This is a genomic window from Ensifer sp. EB106-05-01-XG146, from assembly GCF_058791875.1.
In genome coordinates this window covers 1,054,685-1,077,832 of record NZ_JBYTDX010000002.1, presented here as the reverse complement: position 1 = coordinate 1,077,832, position 23,148 = coordinate 1,054,685, and the positions used below count along the sequence as shown (strand labels likewise).

Sequence of the window (23,148 nt, the reverse complement as noted above, 5' to 3'; positions counted from 1 at the left end):
TTCTCCCCGGCGTCGTGCTCTGACCGACTCGCATCAAGGCGGACAGATGCCTTCGGGAGACTAAGTTGTTGCCGCTTTCTGCAATCTCTTGATTAAAAACAACGTTGCCCACGCGACCCGAGAAGCACTCGATGGAAACGGGGAGTATTTCAGCCTCGATCTGGGCACCCTTGGCGCGTGCCGCGATGAGCTCTGCTCGCAGGGCGGCAACATCGTCGGGAAGCAAATCGGGGCTAGTTTCCATGCCCGAAGTGAATCACAGAAGCCCTGATTTGCTCAGCATTTCAAAGAACTTGTTGCGGAATGATCGCCTTCGGACGGTCACCCGGCACTGGTCGGGCGCCAGGTCTGTTGCGCGTTTCGCCAATCAATCCCCTCCAGCAGATAGGACATCTGACCGGCGGTCAGCGCGATCGCGCCATCCTCCGTCGCCGGCCAAATGAAGCGGCCGCGCTCAAGCCGCTTCGCATACAGCGATAGACCGATCCCATCATGCCAAAGGGCCTTTATCAGTCGGCCGCTGCGACCACGAAAGACAAAGACATCGCCCTTGAATGGATCGCGGCCGAGGCCCTCCTGCACCAGCAGCGCCAGACCCTGCATGCCCTTGCGCATGTCGCAGTGACCGCTTGCGATCCACACCTGCACCCCGGAACTGATCGGGATCATTTGAGCGCTCGCATGATCGCGGCTGCTAGGTCGCATGGCGCTGCTGCGCCAATCCTCACCTTCACGTCACTCGGGAAGTCCACGCACATGGCCGGCTCGGCCGCATCACCATTGTTCGGGACGTCAACGAGCTTGGCCGGGACGAACGCCGGACCGGCTTCCTGCGCCAAAGCTTGCCGTCGCCAAGTATAGATCAGCCCAGTCGCAACATCGAAACGGCGTGCGACTTCGCAAACCACCGCGCCTGGCGCGAAAGCCTCGGCCAGAATCTGCGCTCGATCTTCCAACGACCATCGCCGACGCCGCTCCGGCCCCGTCAGCAAAACTGCATGTCCCATGCTCAATGCACTCTTAAGTCCACTCTTAAGAGCGCAGAATCACGGGAGACGCGGAACTTCGCAAGGCGGTTCACGCCGAAGGGATACGTATTTCATGACTGCTAGTCAGAATCGGAAATTTTTCCGCATCTGACTGATCGGCTCGCCAGCTAAAGTTCAGCACAGCGACCTTGCTGGTAAGTCATGCCGAGGGACCAGTAGCGAGTGTTATTTCAGATGGCGCTCAAGCACCGGAACGCACATGTCGAGATCGTGCGAGGCCAGGTGGGCGTAGCGCATTGTCATCTCGAGTGTCTGATGCCCGAGCCACATTTGCACCCGCCGAAGGTCGATGCCGCCGCGCACCAGTCGAGACGCGCAGGTGTGCCGTAGGACATGCGGGACAATATCCTCTTCCGCGCCTAGTCCGGCCTCTTGTTTTGCTGCGTTCCAGACCGCACGGTATTTTTGAGGGTCAACCGAAGAGAATGGTCCGGGAGACCTATCGGCAAGCAGGTTCATCGCATCTTTCGCTCTGGCGGTGAGCGGCACAGTGCGACTGCGACCGGATTTGGTGACCCAGAATGTCACGCGGCCCTCATAAATATCATTCCATTTGAGAGCGATGGATTCGCCGAGGCGGGCGCCGGTGTCCACGAGGAAGATGGAAAGCTGCAAATAGAGCTCCGAACGGTTGCCGATTTCTCGGAACAACGCTTCCTCTTCGGCGGCCTCTAGAAAGCGGAGGCGTCCGGCTCTTTCTTTTTGTCGCTTGAACTCGGGCAAACTGTGGATGTCACCCATCTTGTACGCTTTCCGCAGCAACTTACTCAGCGCCGCCATCTTCCTGTTGATGGTTGCGTTGCTGTTGCCGCGTTTGCGTAGTGCGCCGATAAGGCTGTCGAGTATGTCGTGTGAGAACGTTGTGAACCTGATGCCGATCAAAATCTCGTCAAGTTCGCCGATGAAGGCTTTTACGTTATATTTGTGGCTGCCCTCTTCCCACAACACATCGGCATAGCGCTGAAGCAGTTCGCCCAGAGTGGTTTCCTTCACCATCCCGATCGGGCGTTGCGGGCTAAAACTGTAACTGACTTCATATCCCGAACGCATATCCGGAAAGCTGAAGTCGCCCGCTTGTTTTTCAGCGTCCTGTCCCACGCTCGCAGTTTCCCTCTCCCTCTTGCGAATGAGGCCGAGAAACCAGCTATGTTCAAGCCAATGCCTTCACCTTGGGCGAATCCGGTGGCTCGATGACATGCAAACGTTGCGAAACAGCAACAGCCCGCAACTCGAAAGAGTTGCGGGCCACGCTTCTGACCGAAGTCAGACGATCTTAGAAGTCGCGCTGCAGGCGGACGAAACCGAATACCTGGTCGTCGCCGTTGTCTTCATCTTCGTACTGAACCGACACGCGGGTAGCGAGGCCTTCGGTGATCTTGTAGTCAACCGTTACACCAGCGCGCCATGCATCGTCGTTACCGAAGCTGGTGAGCGAATCCTGCAGGCTGCCGAAGTACTGAGCGCCAGGAGTGATGGCGAGCTTATCCGTAGCGTTGAAGCGGTACGAAGCAGCAACGGACCACTCGGAACGTGCCCAGTAAGCGTTCGGGTCGGAAGCCCAGATACCAGCGAGCTGGAAGACGCCCGGACCGAGGTCAGCCGAAAGCAAGCCGCGAACTGCGCCTTCTTCGAATTCAGTGTCGTAGCCGCCGAGCAGGTCGAAGGAAACGCCGCCGAGCGAAGCCGAAACGATACCGGAAACGCCAACACCGTTCGACTTGGTCGAGGTGCCTTCGAGTTCGTCAACCGAGATACCAGCCTGGAACGAGCCGCCGTCATAGAGGTAGGCGATCGAGTTGAATTCCGTGACGTTGCCGAGCGAGTCGGTTTCGCCGTTCAGGCCCTTATCCCACCAGTTGTAGAAGAAGCCGGCCTTGAGGCCACCGAGCTGGATGTAGGCTTCGTCAACGTCGATGAAGCTGTCGCCGATGTCGGTGTCGTTGTCAGCGTTGAACTCAGCAGCGAAGAAGCCGGTGAGCGTGCCGTACTCGGTGTCGCTCTTGGCGTCAAACGAGATGTAAGCGCGGGAGAAAACGTCCCAGTCCGAGGTGGACTGATCGCCCGGGTTGCCGTCAAATTCCTGGTTGTAACGGCTGTCAGCAGCGTCACGACCAAACGAACCCTGAACACGGATGAAGCCGCCGATCTTGAGGCAGGTTTCGGTGCCCGGGATGTAGAAGTAACCAGTGCCGAAAGCGTCGCAAACGCGAACGTATTCCATGGGCTCCGGCTCGGCTGCGACAATTGCGTCGGCTGCCTGAGCGCCGGAAACTGCTGCGAGAGCTGCAGCGGAGCCGAGAAGAAGGCTCTTGATGTTCATTTCTGACCTCCAGACAAAATTAGGTCCGCGTTCTGGCGGATGCGGCTGATCGTCGGCACCGAGCGCTCGGCTTTTGAAGGCGCGGAGAAACTGGTGAACCCAACGACCCCAGCGAGTAGTTATCACCGCATTGCGCGGTTCGTCGCAGGCTCAAGCCCCTTGCCACGGTAGGTAACGGGGATACCGAGTTCCTCGTGGGTTCGCGCCAGCGTTTCCAACCAGGTCGCCAGTTCCTCCGGCACCTTTTCGTCCCCGGTCTCCATCGCCTCGATCCATGCAAGGTTGCAATGGAGAGCGCTTGCCAGATTGATAGGCGTCCAACGAAGAACGAGAAGGCATTGGGTGAAACGGGCGGGGGTCATCGGTTGTGCTCAAGGTTGCATGTGGAATAGATGAAGCAGGCTTTACACGTGGAAATAAGTCAAGGTGATGACTTGTCGCGGCCAAAAGCCGTGATCTTTTCGTGAGTTAGAATTGATTGGACAAAATGCCGCGCAGCATGCAAATGGCGCCTTTCGCGCGGCATTTGCCGGGAACGCCTGGACACGATTGCCGCGCCCATGGGACAGAATCGACGAAAATACGGGACTGACTGTTGGTTACCAGAGGGTTCTCTGCCCCGAGCCGGTGCGAATCGCGCGCCTTTGAGGTTGAATGGCCGCAAATCCAGAGGACCGATTCGGTCCTGGACAAAGCGCTGAGGCGATCAACCGTTGCATGCACCCCTCTATCAGACCGCGATCAACATCGCCGCGAAGGCCGCGTTCTATCTGTCGCTCGCGATGCTGCTGCCGGCCGCAGTCGATCTGGTCTATGGCCATCCCAACTGGAGGGTATTTGCCGGTTCGGCCTTTGCGACTGGCGGTCTGTCGCTTCTGGCGATCGCTGCCACGCAGGGCGGCTCGCCGCTGTTTAGCCGCAAGATGGGCTTTCTGGTCGTCAATCTTCTCTGGATCGTCGTGTCTCTCGTCGGCGCCGTGCCGTTCTGGCTGTCGTCGCTGAAGCTCGATTTCGCCAAGGCCTTCTTCGAATCGGTCTCCGGCATCACCACGACGGGCTCGACCGTCATCAGCGGCCTCGACCATGCGCCTCCGGGTATCCTTCTCTGGCGCTCGGTTCTGCACTGGCTCGGCGGTATCGGGATCGTGGCGCTCGGGCTCTTCGTCATGCCCTATCTTCGGGTCGGCGGCATGTCCTTCTTCAAGATGGAGTCCTCGGACACCACCGAGAAGCCCTTCGCCCGCATCGTCACCTTCACGCGCGCCTTCATCTTGATCTATGTCGTGATGACGGTGACGTGCACGGTCATGTTCTCCTATCTGGGCATGAGCCGTTTCGACGCGATCAACCACGCGATGTCGACGGTCGCGACCGGTGGCTTCTCCACCCACGATGCCTCGCTCGGCTATTTCAAGAGCGTGCCGATCCTCTGGGTCGCAACCTTTTTCATGGCGTTGAGCAGCCTGCCGTTTTCGGTGCTCATCCTCTTTATCGTTCGTGGCCGGCTCGATACGCTGAAGGATCCGCAGATCATCGTCTTTCTGTCCTATCTGACGGCACTTGCGCTCGCCGCAAGCCTCTACCAGCGGATCGTCAACGGGGTCTCGGCGCACGAGGCTTTGGCGCACGGCTTCTTCACGGTCTCGTCCATCCTGTCGACCACCGGTTTTGCCAGCGACGATTATATGCTCTGGGGTGAGTTCATCGTCGCACTTGCCTTTGCCGCCACCTTCATGGGCGGCTGCTCCGGTTCGACGGCGGGCGGCATGAAGGCCTACCGCTTCATCATCATCTTCAATTCAATCCGCGCCGGTCTTTTCAAGCTGATCTACCCCAATGCGGTCCACACGGTGCGCTACGGCAAGACACTTGTCGACATAGACGTGCAGCGCACCGTGTTCATGTTCTTCACGGCCTACATGTTCATCTGGGCTTTCGGGAGCCTCGCCATGGGGGCGATGGGCTATGATCTTGTCACGGCGGTGTCGGCGGTCGCAACGGCGCTTTCAAACGTTGGCGCCGGGCTCGGCCCGATCATCGGGCCGGCCGGCAACTTCTCGACGCTGACCGACCCGGCGCTCTATCTCCTGTCGCTCATGATGCTGCTCGGCCGTCTGGAAATCCTGACGGTGCTGGTCATCCTGACACCGCTCTTCTGGAGAGATTGAGCACTGTCGTGATTGTTTTGAAATCATCCTCCTTCCGTCAACTGGAGAAGGGTTGCTCATCCGGCGGGTTCCGTTGTGCATGAGCCGGTGCTTCGCGGTCGGTCGTACGACCCCTACAACTAGCGAGGCGGCGGCAGGCTAAGACCATCTACAACCGGGCGAATAGGCTAATCGAAATTTGGACCTTATCTGTCAGAGCGTTGTAGCTTTCTGGCGACGTCGCTGTTTTCTCCGCAGCATTCGGTGACAATGCCCAAACAGCGTTGCCGCTCCAAGGCAATCGCCTCAGCAACCATCGTCGTAGGGTCACGTTGTCCTCGTGCCAGATGTCGGGCTGAAATGCTCCAGGCCATCATGGCAGTTTCGTCTGAAATCATGGTTTGTCCCAGCTGCTATGAACTCGTCTGAGTGTAGGAGCTGACGCTTTCGCGAAACGTGCACGCAATGCTAGATTTCTTGCATCAACTCCTTGTGGTTAGGAATGAAATGGGGATGAGGCACTTTCTACGGAAATTGGTTGACTACATGTTGTTCGGGTGGTCAGAGCCCGACGAACTCCCACGACTTAGCGAAGAGCAGAAATTTCTCCTGAAGCAGTTTAGGCTCGGGCTCATCACTGAGCAGGAATGGCGGGACTTACTTGAACGCGATCCGACTTTGTCTGCACACTTTAAAGCGCGGGATCCCCGCGTATCTGCGAGGTGAACGTAAGTTCGAGAAGCGGTCGAACTAGCCGGTTTTAGGCTCAGGGTTTAAGTGCTGCGGGCAACAATGTGTCTGTTATCTGGAGCAATGCTCCGGCCGCCAGCTGAATGATAAGGTCAAGACCGTTTTGGGATCGATATTGCGGTATGCGCATGCCAGGTGGCTTTTCGCTGTCGCTCCTCAAGTAACCACGCGACGGCCAACTGCAAGAGGCAACCGGCAACCAGTAATATCGCTTGTACCAGAAGCGACGGGTTTGGTGTGGCGGCCACAACTGTCTTGGCTACACAAACAAGGATTACGCCGACGGAAAACACAGGAAGGCTGTGCTTACCGGCAGCGCAGACCAGGCGAAAGGCTGGCTGACGGGCCGCGAGCTGCACGGCTCGGATGTTCCAGGCAAGATACAGGATCGCCAGTACATTTAGGATGCGCAGCGGGCCGCTGTTCGTTTTAGAAACGAGCTGATGATACAGCTCGCTGAACGGCGGCTCTGTAAGGCGAAGATACACGGCAAGATTTATCGGGATGGCAGTGATCGCAAAGATGGCGGCCACGAGGAACACCACGCGATTGTAGCTGAGCACGGGCGTCGACCGTTTCAGTCCAATGCCGACAACGATCCCGATGATGAACAAAAACTGCCAAGAAAACGGATCAAAATACCACTCACGTCCATCTAGGGCCCAGTTCCGAAGATTGATGTGACCAATCCCAGCGGCCAACCAGAGCAGGCACGAAAAGCTCAGCAACATCGTTCGCGAGCGACTGTGAAGCCAGATGGCAAACGGCGTGAGACCAAGCAGCACCATATACAAAGGCAGGATATCGAGATTTCCCGGCATGTACATGAGCAGAAGGGCCTCGGCTCCGTGCTGAAAAGGCGCGCTCCAGAATGAATTCATATCGGACCAAGTCGATGGACCAACGGCCAGCATCAGTGCGGCCGAGATGCTTGCCAGCACCGAAAACAACAAGACGTGGACGAGATACAAGGCGAAGGCGCGTTTCCACGGTCGCAGGAACAGGACCGAACCATCGGTGCGATAGTAGGCAAGGGCAGCGGATATTCCAGCCAAGAGAACAAAGACATCGGAAGCATCTGCGAAACCGCGAGAATGCTGCACAAAACCCGAAAACGTGAACTCGGAGTGGCCGACAAAGATCAAGAGGAGAGCGAGCCCACGCAGAAGATCAATCCTGCTTTCTCGTTGCTTCTCCATTTATCTCCCCGTTTGGATTTCGGCGGCGCTGAGGCCTGAGGAAATCCATACGAGAAAATCGTTAGTTTCTGATATCCGGCTAAAGGAACATTTTTAACGAACTCGTTGAGCGAGCGTCACGTGGCCGCTACGCCACGACAATGGCCCGTTCACTCGCCCTGGTACCGTAGGGAGCCAGCAGGGCTCGGGCGTCCAGAAATGCATCAATCTCCAAACTCAGGTGAGACCGCCTGGATGCCCCCAAGCTCATGTTCCGATTCAGACAACGACAAAAAGCAAAGCGCTTGCGACCAGAAGCAGCGCTCCGAGCGTCGCTAAAATGATCGCAATCAGCTCACTGTCATATTTCGGCATATCGCTGTTCATCGCCACGGTCTCACGGTTTGCGGCACGTATCATTTAAACATGATAAAAACAATCATATTTTATGGGGCTCACGCGGCAAATGACATACGCGATCCCGCAGCTCCCATGCACTCTCAGCATCCTCGGACCATTTCCGATCCGAGGTACGCAATTTGGCGGATGCTGAGCCTCATGCAGCCTCGGTCTTGCGGCGCGTGCCGGCGCTTTCGATGTAATACTTCTCATAGCGGTGGCGATAATGCTCGGCACCGCCAAAGTCGCTGTACTTTGCCAGTTCCTGCATGTCGGTTTTGTTGAGGATCACGCCGAGGATCTTGGCATTGATCTGCGGCTCCGAATGCAAGAGGTCGCGCACCAGGCGCGACGGCGTCCGGCCCCATTCGGCGACATAGAGGAAGCCGTCCGCAAGCGGCGCGAAGGCCTTGGCATCGACGACCGGGGCGAGTGCCGCGAGGTCGACGACGACATAGTCGAAGGACTTGCGTGCATTGTCGATAAGCTCGGCCATGGCCGGCGACGCAAGCAGCTCATGGCTGTCATACGGGCCATTTCCGTCCACGGCTTCACCTCCGACCGGCAGGATCGCAAGCTTCGTCTGCTGGTCGATCTTGATGCCCGCCGGCCAGGATGCCTGCCCGGTCAACGCTTCCACCAGACCCGCCTTCGGTGGCGGATTGATCATCTTGCTCAAACCCGGCTTGCGGATGTCGGCATCGATCAGAAGGGTCTTCTTGCCGCTTGCGGCAAGGAGGGCTGCAAAATTCGCGGCAATGATCGACTTGCCTTCATCGGGCACCGCCGAAGCGATGCCGATGACGCGTGAACCGTTGCCGGTCAGCATCCGGTCGCAGGCGAGCTTGGCGTTGCGGAAGGTCTCGGTGAAGGACGAGCGCGGAGCGTCGAGCACGATGCGGCTGAGGCGCTCGAACGACGGCGCCCCTTGCGTTACCGGCGGCGGCATCTTGTTCTTCATCAGCTTGGCGCGAACGAGATCCGTCGTTCCAGGGTGACGTGGGCCGACCAATGGAATGTAGCCGAACGACCGGTGCCCGAGGATGGCGCGCACGTCGCCTTCGAGCCGGAACGTCCGTTCGCGGAACTCCTGGAAGGCAGCAAACGCGCCGCCCGCCATCAGGCCGAGCACCGCCGAAAGGGCCAGCACCATCGTCTTCTTCGGGCTCGAAGGCGAGGCCGGGACGCCGGCGCTGGAAATCACCCGCGCCTTGGCGATCGGGAAGGAGCGCTGCTGCGAGGCCTGCTCGTAGCGGTTCAGATAGGTCTCATAGAGCGTCTTCAGCGCGGCTGCCCGCTGCTCCAGTTCGCGCAGGTGCACGAGCGAGACATTTGCATTTGCGTTGCGGCCGGTGGTGCCTTCTATGTTTTCGCGCAGCGACGCTTCGCGTGAGCGCGCCACCTCGTATTCGTTGCGGTAGCTTGCCGTCAGCTGCTGCAGCTCCTGGAAGATTTGGCGGCCGACATCGGTTTTCTCCTTGCGCAGCGACACGGCCTGCGGATGGTCGGCGCCGAAGCTCTGGCTCACGTCCTGTTCGCGCTTGCTGACCGCAAGGTAGCGCGTGCGCAGATCGCGTATGACCGAGTTGTCGCCTTCCTTGGCGGAAATCGTGGCGTTCTTGACGGCCGTCTCCGGTCCCTGGTCGACGATCGCCTGGAATTGCTTGTAGCGCGCCGAAGCGCTCGCGCTATCGGCCTGGGCAATGATCAGCTGGCTGTTGAGGTCTGCCAGCTGCTGTTCCGACATGAGTTCGCCGCGCGCCAGCGTCAGGCCGTTTTCGCTGCGGAATTTTTCGACCTCTAGCGACGCGGTCTGCGTGCGCTGCCGAAGGTCTGCAAGACGTTCCTGTAGCCAGACCGAGGCCCGTTCCGTCGCCTCGAAATTGGCGTTGAGCTGGTCGTTGAGATAGGCGTCGGCATAGGTGCGAACGATGCCGGCGGCAAGCTGCGGATCGCTGGAACGATAGGCAAGCGAGACGACGGAGCTTCGCGTCACGCGTTCGACGGCCAGTCCCTGCTGGAGCAGGGCCGCCGCCTTTTGCCTGCGGCCGTTGCGGGCCATATCTTCGGAAATCTCCGGTCCGCTCGAGAAGATGCTCGTAACGGACTTCAACCCGTCCTTGACGACGTCGAACGGCGAGCGCGGTGGATTGAGGACGGTGTCGTTGTCGGCAAGGTTCATCTTGTCGACGACACGCAGGGCGAGTTCGCCGGATTTCAGGATTTCCACGGCGCTGGCAATCTGGGTGTCGAGCAGGGCGCTGTTTTGCGGCGGCGCCTGTTCTTCGGCAAATTTCGACAGGTTCTCGTCGAGAAGGACCTGCGTTGCCGATGTGTAGAGCGGTGTTGCGAAGACCAGGTAGGCGACACCGAGCGCGATGAAGAGCGCCACAAACAGGCCGACCATTCTGGCGCGACGCAAGACGACCGAAAACAGACGATCGAGGTCGATGAAGCCGTCGGGCTCCTCCACGTTGCGCGGTACGACACTGTTGAAGGGGAGACTTCTTTGATTCATTGGGTCGCTCTGTCCGTTTCCCTTTGGTCCGAAGGCTGGCGCCTCTTGTTTTCAAAAGAGGCGCCGAAGCCAGTTATGCGGCGCGGATGCGGCCTTCGTGAGACAGGACCATGTCCTTGACCGAGGCATAGACCGCGTCGCCGAGATCGGAACGCGCCAGCGCGAAGGCGACATTTGCCGCGATGAAGCCTTCCTTGGAGCCGCAGTCGAACGTGCGCCCATCATAGGGATGAGCGTGAAACGCTTGATTTTGCGACAGTTTCAGCATGCCGTCGGTCAACTGGATCTCGTTTCCCGCACCGCGAGGCTGATGGGCGAGTATGTCGAAGATCTGCGGCTGCAGGATGTAGCGACCGTTCAGATAAAAATTGGACGGGGCTTCGCCCATAAGCGGTTTTTCCACCATTTGGGTGACTTCGAAGCCATAGGGGACGGCAGCACCCTTGCCGACAATGCCATATTTCGAGGCATCTTCCGGAGTGCATTGCTCGACGCCGACAACGTTGCCGCCGGTCTGACGGTAGAGGTCGACAAGACCGGCCATGCAGCCGCGTCCGCCGTGGCAGAGCATGTCCGGCAGGAGCAGTGCAAAGGGCTCGTCGCCGATGAGATCGCGGGCGCACCAGACGGCATGGCCGAGGCCGAGCGGCGCTTGCTGGCGGGTAAAGCTGACGGAACCGGCGCGCGGCAGCATCTGCTCCAGTTCGGAAATCTGGGCGTTCTTACCGGAGCGGGTCAGCGACGAGATGAGTTCAGGCGTGTCGTCGAAGTGGTCTTCGATCGCCTGCTTGTTGCGGCTGGTCACAAAAACGATGTGCTCGATGCCCGCTTCACGGGCTTCATCGACCGCATATTGCACGACCGGACGATCGACGATCGTCAACATCTCCTTCGGTATCGCCTTCGTCGCGGGAAGAAACCGCGTTCCATTGCCGGCGACCGGGATCACAGCTTTCCTGACGGTCCTGATACGGTCCATGGTCTTATCCTTTACTTACGTGTGGGCTTTCGCCCGAGGTGGGTCGTTCGGCCGCCACCGTCGAGGTGGCAGGCTTCATGCGTGCGATTGGCGCAAAGAGCCGGCGCAATCGCACGGCGATCGGCATTCTGAGGTGCCGAAGCGCTCTGGGGTTGGTCAGAGCCACCTGGGTAGCTCCGGCCAACGATCTGGATTTCAGGTGTTCGACAAGGCGAAGGAAGGCGTGCGCCTCGACGAGGCTTTTGTCGCGCCGGCGCTGCATAGCCAGCGCCTCGGCATCGAGCGTGTGCCTGGCAAGGAATTCCCGGTCGGCCGTCATCATCGCTTCGATGTGGCGCAGTTCGAGCACGCGCGAGATCGAGCCCTCGCGGATGTGGTAGCAATAGCCGGCGGAGGGATCGACAACACAGCGGCCGCCATGAGCAAGCGCCGAGGCGAGCAGGATGTAGTCCTCGCCGATGCGGATCGTTTCCTCGAAGCGCAAGCGGTGTTCGTTCAGAAACCGGCGCTCGAAGATCGGCTTCATGTAGCCGAAATTGAAGGTGGAGCGGAAAAGCACGTTGGAACCGATGAAGGCCGCAAGCGTGAGCGTCCGACGGCGCTCAAGCTCGGCTTCGGGAAACATGCGCTCCAGCCGCCCATCGAGATTGAGGACGTCGATGTTGTCGACCGCAATCGAAGCTTCGGTCGAGGAAGCAAGGCCGATCATGCGCGACAGCCGCTGAGGGCTAACCGTGTCGTCCGCGTCAAGAATGGCGATCCAGTCGCCACGGGCCGCTTCGAGACCGGCATTGCGCGCGCCGCCAGGCCCGCGGTTCTCGGCAAGTCGCAGCAGCCGCACGCGCGGATCAGCGAGTTCTTCGACGACCGCACAGGTCTCGTCCTTTGAGCAATCGTCGACGACGATCACCTCGACGTCGACGCCCTTCTGCGCAAGCGCACTGTCGATGGCCCGTCGGATCGTGTCGGCAGCGTTATAGGCCGCGATGACGAAGCTGACGTCGGGGGCGCGTTGCGTCATCAAGCGGTCGCCGCTCCGTATTGCTGGAGCTCGCGCACGCCAATGAGGCCGCTGACGACGCCCGCATGCATGATTGCGCGCAGCGCGTAGCGCGAGCGGGCGACCGGCCATCCGAACAGCAGCATACTTGCGATGGCGCAATAGCCTGATTTCGCCGTCGCGCGGACGATTTCGGCAACTCGGCTGCCGGCTTGGCCCGGTTCACTCAAAAGCCGGCCATGGGTTTGGCCGGAACGGAACCGACGCTTTGCAAGCCAGGCAAGTCGCGCGCGTTTCTCCGGTACCGGTTCGAAGACCAGCGCATCGGGCGCATAGGCCAGACGCCCACCATCCGCATGCATGTGGCGGAAGAACTCCGTATCCTCACCGCCTGTCTGCCCGAGCGCCAGATTGAACCGCCTGTTGAAGACGACCGGGCGAGTGAGATCGATCAGAACATTGCAGGTGTAGCCCGTGCGGATCTCGCCATCGACCCAGACCGGCCGGGTTGAATGAAAATCGCCGCGGCGCATCCAGTTCGGGGCAGACAGCGTGTATTCGGCACGAACCGGGCCGAGCACGACATCGGCGCCGGTCGTTACGGCGGTATCGAGCAATTGCACGAGCCAGGTTCTCGACACCCTCTCGTCGTCGTCGACGAAGGCGAGATAGTGCCCGGTGCTGTTGTCGAGACAGGCGTTTCGGGCGATCGAAATGTTCGACGCCGGGCAATGCACGTAGAGGATCTCGCAAGGCATGGTCGGGCGCATCTGGTTGACGAGCGCCTCGGCGCTCGGCGTGACGTCATTGTCGGCGACGATAATGCGGATCGCCACATCGGCAGGCACGGTGATGAGCGCGAGGGAATGCAGCGTTTCTGCAAGCTCCGGCCGGCGAAACGTGCACACCGCTATGTCGATCTGTGTCCGGGCGACGGTGTTGGTCATGGTGCCACCCTCCGGTTGCGCGTGGTGAGCAATTCCCGCCAGAAGCCGGCCGACCAGGCAAAATGCATGACCATTGCCGAGATGGCTGCGAGCGGGCCGTAGGGGTTCTTCTGGCCGAGCGCCATCCATATGCCGTAGCCGATGCAGGCCACAGCCCAGAGCACGACCGGAACGACCGCAAGCCAGCTGACGACCGCGAGCAGTGCGCCGACGGCGACCGGAGCGACGGCAAGCGGCAGCAACTGCCTGAGGCTCGGCCAGGCGCGGTGCTTCAACACATTGCGTGCGCGTCCGCGCCCATAGGCGAAATACTGGCGGAAGAGCGGCCCGACCTTGGCACGGGGGTAGTAGACCATGCTGGTCCGGTCGGTCATCCAGATGCGATAGCCCGCCTGGCGGAAGCGATAGTCGAACTCCGCGTCTTCGTTGTGGCTGAAGATCTCGTCGTAGCCGCCGATCGCCTGGAAGGCGGAAATGCGCATCAGCGCATGATGACCGTGATCGGCCCAGTGGCTCGCCGCGCCGAGACGGTGCTTGGCGCCGCCATTGCCGAGCTTGGAATTCTGGGCGTAGGCCGTGGCCTTCTGGAAGGGCGTGAAGCCAACCGTCTGCATGGCGACGACGACGGAGTCCGCGCCGGTCAGAAGAGCCTCCTCGACGAGGCGCTCGCAGTAATCGTCCGGATAGGTGCCATGCGCGTCGATGCGGATCATGTAGTCGAAACCGACCCCGTGGCGTGCGACGGCGAGATTGATCGCAGCACTCTGGATGCGTTTCGGATTGTCGAGCACCAGCACGGCCGGATCCTTCTCGGCAAGACGCGCCGCGATCTCACGGGTGCCGTCGGTGCTGCCACCGTCGGCGATCAGGATGGCGCCGTTGAGGCGCCTTGCCGCGGGTAGTAAGGCTTCGGCGAGGCCCTGCAGATGTTCCGCCTCGTTGAGGCAGGGAATGACGATGAGGACACGTATGCTCATGACAATCCACCTTCGTTTTGGGGCGTTGAGGTGTTTTGATGTGCTTGCGGGAAGTCCAGCGCGATGCGCGGCGGAGCGGCGGACGTGACGGCCGAGAGACGGCGCACGAGGCCCTCGCAATCGCTGCGATTGAAGATCCAGGTTTCCGGCGCGCAGGCCGCGATCCGCCGGGATGTAGCGTCGTAAATCTCGGAGGTCATCGACCCCATGAGTGCGGCAAGCGCGTCGGCATCAGCTTCTTCGAGCAGCACGCCAAGACCACGTATGGCCAGAAACCGCGCGGTCTCGGTGCCGCGAAGTGCAATCGGCACCCGCCCGAAGCGGCAGCCTTCATAGAGCCGGTTCGGCAGCAGCCAATCGGAGTTCTGACCTTCCTCGAAGAAGTCGATCGCCCAGGTGAAGTGCACGTCGGAGTAGATCGCGCCAAGCTCTTCCGGGCTACGATAGGGGCCGTGAAACGTCATGAAAGGTTCGTTGCGGATGAAGCCGTCGAAGTCGTCGAACTCGCGATAGGCCGGCCGGCCGCGCAGCACGATCTCGAAGCGACCCTCCATGCGGCGCGAGAAGGTCGCCAGCAGCGCAAGTGATTTGCGGCAGCGCAGAGCACCGAACCAGCCAATCCGCCATGGGCCATGTGTCGGTGCGGCGGCAGCGGTCACCGATGGTCGTGCATCGGTTTCGTCGAGCTCGAGCACTTTGTTCTCAAGCATCATGGTCGGTGCCGAGATACCCGATAACGGGCGGAAATAGTTCTCGACGAAGGCGGGAGAACTGGTGATCAAAAGGCGCGCGTCACGGCCGAGCAGGCGCTCGCTTGTCCGCAACGCCTTGCCAGCGATGCCGGGGGAAAGGAGCAGGCGGTGAATGTCGAGGCATTCGTAGACGATTGGGACGTCGCCGCCGAAGAGGCTGACGGCCTTCCTGGCGATGGCCAGCATGTCGAGGTTGCGGGCTATGATCAGGTCTGGACGTTCGACGCGGCGCAGCGCCTGCTTCAGCGAGAGACAGCTCTTCGCGATCGCACCGACGCGCTGGACGAACCGGCCGTCATGGGTGTTGCCGAGCTCGACAGGTACGATGCCATCGATCGCGGCCAGCGGGTTTGCGTCGCGCCTGAACCCGGCAAGCGTCACCTTTGCGCCGCCGGCAAGCAACATCAGCACGCGTCGGCGAACGGCGGGGTCGGCAAGATCCTGGGCGAAGTAAAGTATCTGCAGCATGAACATCCAGTTTTCTGTCCGGCTGCGCCGGTTCAAATTTTGCGCCTTGCAACGGCGAGAGCCACGCCCACCGGCGCGGCTCCCATCGTCGGCTAGTTTATTTTGCAGGCGATCGACTCGGGGAACTGGCACTCGTCTCCCGGCGCGGTGAAAGCGACCCGGTCGACCTGCATCATCGAGGGACCCTTGTAGGCAAAGGCGCCCATCCAATCCGTCAGGGTATCGGTTCCCCAAAGGCTGAAGAAAATCTTTTGCGGATTGGGCGGGATCTTCGCTGGGTCGGTGACCTCGTGGACCAGTTCGCCATTTACGTAATAGCGAATACGCTCCTTCTCCCAGACGAAAGCGTAGTCGTTGAAGCCCTGGTTGGCGCCGCCCGGCACGTCGACCAGCTTCTCGTTGCCGCCCTTGGCGGAGACGTATTGATTGATCTGGACCTTTGCCGGGTTCTTGCCGAGCACTTCGAAATCGATCTCGTCATGCGGCTTCTTGTCGGCCGGCCCGATATAGGTGAAGAAGGCGGAGTTGAGCCCCGAGCCGTCGGCCGTCTTGATCCGCGCCTCGTAGGTGCCATAGCTGAAGCGCTTGCGCGTCTGAATTTCGCCGCAGGCGTAATTGCGCTCGCCCAGTTTTCCTTCAGCAAACGTCAGTTCGGCGATGCCGTTGACGACCTTCGCCTGTTTCTTCGACCAGGTGCAGTTCTGATGCGCGCCATTGTTCCAGCCGTCCGAGACGTACCAGACGGCGGTGTCGAGTGTATCGAAGTTGTCGATGAAAGACGCACCCGTCGTGGTCTCTTCGGCCAGGGCCGGACCGGCAAGGCCGACGGCGACAAGGGTGAGCAGGGCGAGGCGGTGAGGTCGTTTCGATCTCATGGTCAGGTCCTTTGCTGGGGGGAGGGACCGGCGCGAACAGCCCCTGTCCGCGCACGCATGTCGCGGGCGGAGCCGGTCCGGCTGCCGGTGAGAATAGCGGTGAGGGCTGGCAGCCAGCGCGCGGAAAGAGCGTAGGCGCCGGCGAGGAAGGCGATCGTGATGAGCGGAACCGCGCAGTAGAACGCCGGGTAGTAGCCGATGTCCGAGCGGTTCCAGATCATCCAGAAGAGCACGAGTAGCGGAAAGTGCGTGCAGAAGATCCAGAAGCTGAGACCGCTGCCGCGCGAAAGCTGAGCGCCGATGTTGGTTCGCACGAGAAGTGCCGAAACCGCCCAGGAACCGACGATGCCGGAAATCGCAATCAGACTGCGCAGCATTTCGAGCCACACCGGAAAATTCGGGCCAAACTGATAGAGCAGGATGGACAGGAGCACGGCTGCGCTCAGGAACGCGATGGTAATCGGCCAGGAAAAGCGATCGAAGCTGCGGACATCGATGCGATGCAGGCTCATGTAGATGCCGGCGCTAAACCCGAAGAGGATCGACTTCTTCAAGAAGATGCCGTTCGGAACGGGCAGCACTGCATAGGCGAAGAGGACGGCGAGCGTCTGTGCCGGATAGCGCTTGATCAGCCACGCGAGCGCAGGCGAAAGAACGATACATAGCAGGAGATCGCGCAGAAAATAGAGCGGTAGATTGATCGGCAGATCCTCGAGCGCGAAGGCAAAGCTCAGCCACTCTCTGGGGCTGGCTCCGATGACCTCCGGCAAATAGCCCGAACTGATGTCCTTGCTCTGCGCGACGAAAACCAGCGCGAGAAACGCCAGGTTCCACAACAGGAATGGCAAAAGTACCGTCCGAGCCTTGGACTTCAGCGTCCGGCCATAGTCGAAATTTTCGAGACCGCGACGGAACAGGAGATAACCGGAAATCGCGCTGAGGCAAGGGACGGCGACACGGAAGAGGCTGTCGCCCAGGAAAATGCGCAACCAGTCGATGCCGCCATAGGTGCCGACATACGGACTGGTCGCCGGATCGTAAGGCACATGCACAAAGACAATGCCTGAGATCAGCACGATGCGCATCAGATTGATCCGCGAGGAGATATTCGCGTTCACATCAACGATATCCGTCACCCCCATCTGGCAGCGCGTTTAGAAGCGGCCGTTTCAACAGAGCAGACCAGAGCCCGCATCCAGAAGATTAAGCTCGGGCACGGATCAAAATATGGCGCTGCAGCAAACGAATCGGCCTTTGTTTGCTGCGATGCAGCATTAGAAATCGCGGCAATACTAGGAAAATAGGCCTATCCCCGCACTTGGACTGGGAAAAAACCATGACGTGGGCGTCAGTTGCGGAATATTAACGGCCGCTGATTTTCTGATGCTTCTGCTTGTTAAAGTGCATATTTGACGCCGAAAAGTTGTGCGCTTTTTCTTCTGTTTTTCAGTTGAGACAATGCCGCGGATCTCATTCCTCGCCGAAATGCGGCAAGGGTGGGGCAGTCTTTAGCGCTGTTCCAGCCGTTATTCGGCGGCGGACGGTACCGAGCTCGAAGCACCACGGGAACGAACCATATCGGTGAGCTTTGCCAGCAGCAACCGTTCGGTAACGAGTACCAGCACCAGATAGATCAGGGCACCGATCGCGGCGCCAACAAGAACCTGGAGCACCGCGCTTGGAAGAAGCGTGCCGTAGTGGTCCAGCAGCAGCCTTACGACGACAGCCATGATGAAAGCCGAGACCAGCGGCCTCACCGAAATCAGGAACCCGCGCAGGAAGGGCAGCAGGTCGGCGCGAAAGACAACCCAGGAATAGCCGACAAGCGTCGCTAGGTTCACGAGGCAGAGGGCGATCATCGCTTCGACGAGCGATCCGCCGATCGCGGCATAGGCGACGGCGGCAGTGGTGGCGATTGCCCGGATCACCGCCCACCAGAAGAGGGTCGTGCCCTGGCCGATACCCTTGAGATACGGAATGTAGGTGCTGCAGGGTGTCAGCAGGCCCTTCGACAGGGCGAGCAGGCCGAGCACCGGCCAGGCTGAGGCCCATTGCTGTCCGAAGAGCACGAGCATCGCCGGCTCGGCAAGCGCCCAGAGGCCGAACATCATTGGCGCGAGCAGCACGGTGGTGACCTGCGTGCTGAGCATCAGCGCTTGCGAGCGCCGCTGGCGATCCTCGCCCATATGGCTGAAGGCGGGAAAGAGAACGCCCATGACTGCTGAAAGGACGATCTGGTTCGGAATGCTGGAAAAGCGGTTCGCCGCCGAATAGGCGCCGGCATCCGAAAGGCCGAGATAACGGCTGATGACGACCATCGGCGATTGGAAGGTGACGAAGTTGGCGATCTCGGAGCCCATCATGCCAAAGCTGAAGCGGCAGAGCGAAAGTACGCGCCTTGCCGAAAACACGAAACGGGGGACATAGCCGGAGACGGCGTAGAGACCGGCCAAACGGATGAATGCAGAAACGAAAAGCTGGGCGAGCAGCGACCACACCCCAAAGCCGAGAAGCGCCGCCCCGACCGCGATGAGCGCGCCGAGGATTTCGGAGAGCATGGTCCAGACCGCGTCCTTGCTGAAATTCATCCGCCGGGCAAGCAGTGAATAAGCAACATCGCCGGCAAGCTGCAATGGGATGAGCAGGCTCATGATCTGGAGCAGATGGCTTGCCTCCGGCGCACCCAGCAGGCTCGCCAGCGGTTCGGCAAAGACGAAAAGCCCAAGCGCCATCATCAGCGAAACCACCAGATTGGCCCAGAAAGCGGAGTGGATGAGGTCCATGTCCTCGTCGCGCTGGATGATCAGAGCGGAGGCAAGACCGGCGCCGCCGATCATCGCCAGAAACTGCACGACGGTGAGCGCGACGGCGACCGTTCCGAACTCCTCGGGCGTCAGGATACGCGCAAGAATCGGCACGGTGACAAACTTCAGCCCGAATGTGCCTGTCTTTGAAAGGACGCTCCAGCCGACGTTCCGAGTCACAGACTTGGCATTTACGTTTGAAGGCATGTGAGCATCCCGTGATGCCTTTGAAGGATTTCCGACAAAGGGCAAGCGCTAGATTTGAGGTCGCGACCCGGTGGGAGGAGACCACGAAATACTCTTTTAGAGAAACCGCAGGGGCGAAAAGATGGCGAAGCTGACTGTTATTATTCCCTACTACCAGAAGGAGCCGGGTATTCTTCGGCGCGCGCTCGCGTCCGTCTTTGCCCAAAGCTATCAAGACTTCCATGTCCTGGTGATAGACGATCAATCTCCCTACTCGATCGACGAGGAGTTGAGGCCGCTTGCCGATGGCGAGCGGGCGCGCGTGACGGTGATCCGGCAGGACAACAAGGGTCCAGGCGGCGCGCGCAACACCGGGCTCGACAACGTTCCGGCCGACGCCGCGTTCGCCGCGTTCCTCGATTCCGACGACCTCTGGACCACCGATCATCTCCAAAATGCCGTCGACAGCATGAGCCGCTTTGGTGCCGACTGTTACTGGGCGTCGATAACAGGCGGCGAGGCGTTCTACTACCATTTCGGCGTCGCCGACCTCGAGGCAAGCGATACGGTCGTGCGCTTGCAGGAAAGCCCGCTTGTCGTCGAAATTCCCGATCTTTCCAATGTCATGCTGCGGAACTGGAGCTTCCTGCACCTGTCTTGCATGGTGGTTGGTCGCCGGCTTTTCGAGACGGTGCGCTTTGATGCCGAGCTGCGTCTCGCGGCCGAGGACGTGCTGTTCTTCTGCGACTGCATTCTGGCGGCAAATCGTGTCGTGCTTTGCGATGCAGCCGGTGCCGTGCGCGGGGAGGGCATCAACATCTTCCACTCGATCGACAACGATTCGCCGCAATTCCTGCAGCAGCAGTTCAACACCTTTGTTGCCCTTGAGACGCTTGAGCACCGGCTTTCGCGCAAGCCATCGGCCGTCGCGTCGATCCAGTCCTACCAACACACGGCCCGTCGTCAGGCGCTCTGGAGCCAGGCGCGCCGGCTGAAGCGGCGGAAGTCGCCGCAGTTTCGACTGCTGGCACGTTGGGTCCTGCGCGATCCCAAGCTGTTGCAAAGCGCATTCGAGCTTGCCGTCGGCAAGTTTTCCCGTTCACGCTGATCCGGACAGAAACTCCTTTTGGAGGAAGAACAAGCCCGCAACGCGCGGCATCGAACCTATCTCGCATTTGAAAGAAGGGACCGCCCATGAAGCCCTATTACTGGGAATCTCAGCACGGCAATTTCGGCGACGACCTCAACCTCTGGCTTTGGGATTTCCTGCTGCCGGGTTTTCGCGATGTCCATGACGACATCCTCCTTGTCGGCGTCGGCACGGTGCTCAACCGCGCGCTTCTGCCTGATGGCGTCCGCAAGCTCGTTATTGGCAGCGGTTTCGGCTACGGCAGCTTGCCGGACATGCGGGATGCCGCCGAATGGGACCTTCGCTGCGTGCGCGGGCCGTTGACAGCCGAGAAGATCGGCCTTGCGCCGGAGCGCGGTATTGTCGATCCCGCGGTCATGGTCGCCGACATGCCGGAATTCCGGAACCTGCCTAAGCTATACAAGCGCAGTTTCATTCCCCATTGGGAAAGTGCGATCGCCGGTATGTGGCCCGTCACCTGCGGCACCGTCGGCCTGCACTACATCGACCCGCGCGGCGAGGCCAAGAGCGTGATCCGCGAGATCGCCCAATCGGAGTTCATTGTCGCCGAATCGATGCATGGGGCGATTCTTGCCGATGCATTCCGCGTTCCCTGGGTGGCGGTGACGACGTCGGACAGCATCAACAGCTTCAAGTGGAACGACTGGGCAAAAACCGTCGGCGTCGAATACCGTCCCCGCCATGTTCCGGTCTCGAGCCGCACCGAAGCCATGATCAAGGGCGCACGTTTCTGGGGCATGGGCTTCGAGGCGCAGACCGTGCCGGAGGCTGCGAACCTGCGATCCGCCGACGGCGAGGTGATCGTCGCGGCCAGAGAACCGCGTCAGACGTTCTTGCGCAGCGCGGCCAAGCAGGTGCTTGCGGCGCCGTCGACGCTTGCACTTTGGCAGGCCACTCGCGCAGAGCCGCAATTGAGCAGCGACAGCCGGCTCGCCGAACGCAAGGAACGCTTCCAGGATGCGTTGGCCGCCGTACGGCGCGCCTACTTCTAGGATGTGACAAACGACGCTCCGGACGAGATACCGGAGCGTATTCCGCTCGCGATGGTTCGACGTGGCGCCGACGCCGCAACGCGTGGTGCTAGCGCGCGTGCTCCGCGCCGATGGGCAGAAGGTAGCGCACTGCCGCGCCTCCGCCCGCCGGTGCCGCATCCTGGCGCGGCCTGAAGCGCTCCGTCTTGTCGGCGAAAATACCGGCGGTGACGGCCGGCGCGGCGCCCGGGCGCCGCATGAGGTAACCGATCGCAGCCATAGCACCGCGCTCTTTCTTGAGGTCGAGGAAGTGTCGGTGCTGGTAGCGGCCACGCACGTGACGCTCATGCCGTCGCACGGCAGCCGCTGCCTCACCGTCGAGGTCGTTTGCCGCGAGTATGACGCGGTCGGCCTCGTAGAGGCGCTTTAGATCCTCGGTCCGGTGGCTGCCGCTCAACGAATTGCCGCGCACGATCGCCGCATAGCCACAGCTTTGAATGACCTTGTAGCGTGCACCTTTGGCCAGTGCGCGAAGATAGAGGTCATAATCCTCCCCCAGACGAAGCGCCTCCTGATAGCGGATGCCATGCTTATCGAGGAAGCGGCGGCGCATCAGCGGCTTCAGGAAGCCGATCTCGCCACGTTTCACGCCCGGCTGCGAAATATTGCCCTCGACGAAATCAATGAGGCCGAGAAGGCGCGGCCGTGGCGGGAAGTCATCGACCCTTGGAGCCGCACCAGTCACTGCGGCCTCGCCCATGAAGGCGATATTGTCGGCGATGAAATCCCACTCCTCTACTGCGAGCAGCCTGCCGAGTCTGCCCGGTAGAAAGAAATCGTCGGCGTCGAGGATCGCCACGACCGGGGCGCGGCTGATGGCCATCGCATGGTTGCGCGCTGCTGAAGGACCGCGATTGCTTTCAAAGCGTGCGATCGTCAGCCGTCCGCTGTGATCGTCGGCAGATCGCGCCGCGGCGACGGTCAGATCGGTGGAGCCGTCATCCACCACGATCACTTCGGCGGTTTCTTGTTCGGCCAGCGCCGACGCGACCGCGCGGGCGATGGTCGCCTCGGCATTCTTCGCAGCAATGATGACGCAGACATCTGTCCGGGCGACTGTGGTCATGAGGGCCTCCAGTATCGTGTCTCGCGGGCAGCGCGGCGCCTAGGGGCCAAGTGGACTGCACCAGTTCTCGATCGCTGCATGAGGCAGCCGGGTCATTGGCGACCCGCTAGATCATGCAGCCCGGCATGGAATCTTGCCGTAACGGGCCGCACCATGCAGGGCGATCATGTCGCAACCGCGTCAAAGGCGATTTTTTTGAAGAATGGCGAGGCAGGCTTGTCCGGCCGTGCGGTCAACGATTGAAGTGACCGGGCCGGTCCAGGCGGTGGCTATTGCTGCCCGGCTTGTCGTGATTGGCCGATTGCAGCACTTCAGCCGCTTTTTTTCCGCGCTCACGCGCTTTCCTCCAGATTAGGAAAACGACCGCGAGGAAATAGCCGATCTGAATGAGGACCGCACAGATCGCCGTCTGGATCAGCGTGGATGTGAGAGAGCCATTGAGGAAATAGGTGACGACAGCAAAAACCGTCAGGGCGCCGATCATACTCACGAAGACGCGTGGTGCGTACATGACACTAGCTCGCAATCGGTTCTATCGCTGCAGACGTCATC

20 protein-coding genes are annotated in these 23,148 nt (G+C 60.4%); 3 read left to right on the top strand and 17 right to left on the bottom strand.

The genetic code is table 11. The annotated features are described in order from the left end of the window. Positions 1-321 precede the first annotated feature (321 nt). The 5 genes from tnpB to AC3WVQ_RS25035 all read right to left on the bottom strand — a co-directional run bounded on the left by tnpB (position 322) and on the right by AC3WVQ_RS25035 (position 3,731). The gene (gene tnpB, locus AC3WVQ_RS25055; protein WP_492383124.1) at positions 322-669 is read right to left on the bottom strand and encodes an IS66 family insertion sequence element accessory protein TnpB; all 348 of its coding nucleotides are present in this window, start codon (positions 667-669) and stop codon (positions 322-324) included. Then, positions 666-1,007 carry an IS66-like element accessory protein TnpA gene (gene tnpA, locus AC3WVQ_RS25050; protein ID WP_492383123.1) on the bottom strand — a complete coding sequence of 114 codons (342 nt, stop codon included), beginning with the start codon at positions 1,005-1,007 and terminating at the stop codon, positions 666-668. The genes tnpB and tnpA overlap by 4 nt, the downstream gene beginning before the upstream one ends. 207 nt (positions 1,008-1,214) lie before the next feature. Next, positions 1,215-2,099 (bottom strand): tyrosine-type recombinase/integrase, encoded by an 885-nt coding sequence (locus AC3WVQ_RS25045; protein WP_492382917.1) that lies wholly within the window; start codon positions 2,097-2,099, stop codon positions 1,215-1,217. Between the two features lie 223 nt (positions 2,100-2,322). Next, positions 2,323-3,369 carry a porin gene (locus AC3WVQ_RS25040; protein WP_492382598.1) on the bottom strand — a complete coding sequence of 349 codons (1,047 nt, stop codon included), beginning with the start codon at positions 3,367-3,369 and terminating at the stop codon, positions 2,323-2,325. A 122-nt stretch (positions 3,370-3,491) separates the two neighbouring features. After that, positions 3,492-3,731, bottom strand: a complete 240-nt coding sequence (locus AC3WVQ_RS25035; RefSeq protein WP_492383122.1) for a hypothetical protein — start codon at positions 3,729-3,731, stop codon at positions 3,492-3,494. A 351-nt stretch (positions 3,732-4,082) separates the two neighbouring features. Here AC3WVQ_RS25035 and AC3WVQ_RS25030 point away from each other — a divergent pair, with 351 nt between their 5' ends. Next, positions 4,083-5,537 (top strand): TrkH family potassium uptake protein, encoded by a 1,455-nt coding sequence (locus tag AC3WVQ_RS25030; RefSeq protein ID WP_492383121.1) that lies wholly within the window; start codon positions 4,083-4,085, stop codon positions 5,535-5,537. Between the two features lie 821 nt (positions 5,538-6,358). Here AC3WVQ_RS25030 and AC3WVQ_RS25025 read toward each other — a convergent pair. The 10 genes from AC3WVQ_RS25025 to AC3WVQ_RS24980 form a co-directional block, all read right to left on the bottom strand. Then, positions 6,359-7,465, bottom strand: coding sequence for an OpgC family protein (locus AC3WVQ_RS25025; protein ID WP_492383120.1), 1,107 nt, complete (start codon positions 7,463-7,465; stop codon positions 6,359-6,361). 535 nt (positions 7,466-8,000) lie between these two features. After that, positions 8,001-10,361, bottom strand: coding sequence for a polysaccharide biosynthesis tyrosine autokinase (locus AC3WVQ_RS25020; protein WP_492383119.1), 2,361 nt, complete (start codon positions 10,359-10,361; stop codon positions 8,001-8,003). Positions 10,362-10,434: 73 nt separating this feature from the next. Next, complete coding sequence (locus tag AC3WVQ_RS25015) at positions 10,435-11,340, bottom strand: UTP--glucose-1-phosphate uridylyltransferase (RefSeq protein WP_492383118.1); 906 nt, start codon at positions 11,338-11,340, stop codon at positions 10,435-10,437. Between the two features lie 4 nt (positions 11,341-11,344). After that, positions 11,345-12,361: a glycosyltransferase family 2 protein gene (locus AC3WVQ_RS25010; RefSeq protein ID WP_492383117.1), complete on the bottom strand. Its 1,017-nt coding sequence runs from the start codon at positions 12,359-12,361 to the stop codon at positions 11,345-11,347. After that, positions 12,361-13,287: a glycosyltransferase family 2 protein gene (locus AC3WVQ_RS25005; protein WP_090428058.1), complete on the bottom strand. Its 927-nt coding sequence runs from the start codon at positions 13,285-13,287 to the stop codon at positions 12,361-12,363. The genes AC3WVQ_RS25010 and AC3WVQ_RS25005 overlap by 1 nt, the downstream gene beginning before the upstream one ends. Continuing rightward, a complete protein-coding gene (locus AC3WVQ_RS25000) occupies positions 13,284-14,264 on the bottom strand; it encodes a glycosyltransferase family 2 protein (protein ID WP_034797997.1) in 981 nt (326 codons plus the stop codon). Before AC3WVQ_RS25000 ends, AC3WVQ_RS25005 begins: the two co-directional genes overlap by 4 nt. Further along, on the bottom strand, positions 14,261-15,484 hold the full coding sequence (locus AC3WVQ_RS24995; RefSeq protein ID WP_492383116.1) for a glycosyltransferase family protein: 1,224 nt from the start codon (positions 15,482-15,484) through the stop codon (positions 14,261-14,263). Before AC3WVQ_RS24995 ends, AC3WVQ_RS25000 begins: the two co-directional genes overlap by 4 nt. Before the next feature lie 92 nt (positions 15,485-15,576). Continuing rightward, positions 15,577-16,359, bottom strand: coding sequence for an endo-1,3-1,4-beta-glycanase ExoK (gene exoK / locus AC3WVQ_RS24990; RefSeq protein ID WP_060644388.1), 783 nt, complete (start codon positions 16,357-16,359; stop codon positions 15,577-15,579). A gap of 2 nt (positions 16,360-16,361) precedes the next feature. Beyond that, positions 16,362-17,477: an acyltransferase family protein gene (locus AC3WVQ_RS24985; protein ID WP_492383115.1), complete on the bottom strand. Its 1,116-nt coding sequence runs from the start codon at positions 17,475-17,477 to the stop codon at positions 16,362-16,364. 408 nt (positions 17,478-17,885) lie between these two features. After that, a complete protein-coding gene (locus AC3WVQ_RS24980) occupies positions 17,886-19,370 on the bottom strand; it encodes a lipopolysaccharide biosynthesis protein (protein ID WP_492383114.1) in 1,485 nt (494 codons plus the stop codon). A gap of 121 nt (positions 19,371-19,491) precedes the next feature. On the opposite strand from AC3WVQ_RS24980, the gene AC3WVQ_RS24975 reads away from it, so the two are divergent. Both AC3WVQ_RS24975 and AC3WVQ_RS24970 read left to right on the top strand, forming a co-directional pair. Continuing rightward, entirely contained in the window at positions 19,492-20,457 is a 966-nt protein-coding gene (locus tag AC3WVQ_RS24975; protein ID WP_034797973.1) for a glycosyltransferase family 2 protein, read from the top strand. Positions 20,458-20,543: 86 nt separating this feature from the next. Beyond that, complete coding sequence (locus AC3WVQ_RS24970; RefSeq protein WP_060529216.1) at positions 20,544-21,491, top strand: polysaccharide pyruvyl transferase family protein; 948 nt, start codon at positions 20,544-20,546, stop codon at positions 21,489-21,491. An 88-nt stretch (positions 21,492-21,579) separates the two neighbouring features. Here the strand turns inward: AC3WVQ_RS24970 and AC3WVQ_RS24965 are convergent, their stop codons facing one another. Together AC3WVQ_RS24965 and AC3WVQ_RS24960 are read right to left on the bottom strand one after the other, a co-directional pair. Further along, positions 21,580-22,596, bottom strand: a complete 1,017-nt coding sequence (locus AC3WVQ_RS24965; protein WP_492383113.1) for a glycosyltransferase family 2 protein — start codon at positions 22,594-22,596, stop codon at positions 21,580-21,582. 232 nt (positions 22,597-22,828) lie between these two features. Then, positions 22,829-23,107 (bottom strand): exopolysaccharide production repressor protein, encoded by a 279-nt coding sequence (locus tag AC3WVQ_RS24960; RefSeq protein ID WP_090428043.1) that lies wholly within the window; start codon positions 23,105-23,107, stop codon positions 22,829-22,831. Positions 23,108-23,148 lie beyond the last annotated feature (41 nt).

Coding starts and splice junctions, on each gene's coding strand:
- AC3WVQ_RS25005 (WP_090428058.1), bottom strand. CDS start 13,287: ATGACCAACACCGTCGCCCGGACACAGATCGACATAGCGGTGTGCACG.
- AC3WVQ_RS25025 (WP_492383120.1), bottom strand. CDS start 7,465: ATGGAGAAGCAACGAGAAAGCAGGATTGATCTTCTGCGTGGGCTCGCT.
- AC3WVQ_RS24995 (WP_492383116.1), bottom strand. CDS start 15,484: ATGCTGCAGATACTTTACTTCGCCCAGGATCTTGCCGACCCCGCCGTT.
- AC3WVQ_RS24965 (WP_492383113.1), bottom strand. CDS start 22,596: ATGACCACAGTCGCCCGGACAGATGTCTGCGTCATCATTGCTGCGAAG.
- tnpA (WP_492383123.1), bottom strand. CDS start 1,007: ATGGGACATGCAGTTTTGCTGACGGGGCCGGAGCGGCGTCGGCGATGG.
- AC3WVQ_RS25015 (WP_492383118.1), bottom strand. CDS start 11,340: ATGGACCGTATCAGGACCGTCAGGAAAGCTGTGATCCCGGTCGCCGGC.
- AC3WVQ_RS24980 (WP_492383114.1), bottom strand. CDS start 19,370: ATGCCTTCAAACGTAAATGCCAAGTCTGTGACTCGGAACGTCGGCTGG.
- AC3WVQ_RS25010 (WP_492383117.1), bottom strand. CDS start 12,361: ATGACGCAACGCGCCCCCGACGTCAGCTTCGTCATCGCGGCCTATAAC.
- AC3WVQ_RS24960 (WP_090428043.1), bottom strand. CDS start 23,107: ATGTACGCACCACGCGTCTTCGTGAGTATGATCGGCGCCCTGACGGTT.
- AC3WVQ_RS25020 (WP_492383119.1), bottom strand. CDS start 10,361: ATGAATCAAAGAAGTCTCCCCTTCAACAGTGTCGTACCGCGCAACGTG.
- AC3WVQ_RS25000 (WP_034797997.1), bottom strand. CDS start 14,264: ATGAGCATACGTGTCCTCATCGTCATTCCCTGCCTCAACGAGGCGGAA.
- tnpB (WP_492383124.1), bottom strand. CDS start 669: ATGATCCCGATCAGTTCCGGGGTGCAGGTGTGGATCGCAAGCGGTCAC.
- AC3WVQ_RS25040 (WP_492382598.1), bottom strand. CDS start 3,369: ATGAACATCAAGAGCCTTCTTCTCGGCTCCGCTGCAGCTCTCGCAGCA.
- AC3WVQ_RS25035 (WP_492383122.1), bottom strand. CDS start 3,731: ATGACCCCCGCCCGTTTCACCCAATGCCTTCTCGTTCTTCGTTGGACG.
- AC3WVQ_RS24970 (WP_060529216.1), top strand. CDS start 20,544: ATGAAGCCCTATTACTGGGAATCTCAGCACGGCAATTTCGGCGACGAC.
- AC3WVQ_RS25045 (WP_492382917.1), bottom strand. CDS start 2,099: ATGCGTTCGGGATATGAAGTCAGTTACAGTTTTAGCCCGCAACGCCCG.
- exoK (WP_060644388.1), bottom strand. CDS start 16,359: ATGAGATCGAAACGACCTCACCGCCTCGCCCTGCTCACCCTTGTCGCC.
- AC3WVQ_RS24975 (WP_034797973.1), top strand. CDS start 19,492: ATGGCGAAGCTGACTGTTATTATTCCCTACTACCAGAAGGAGCCGGGT.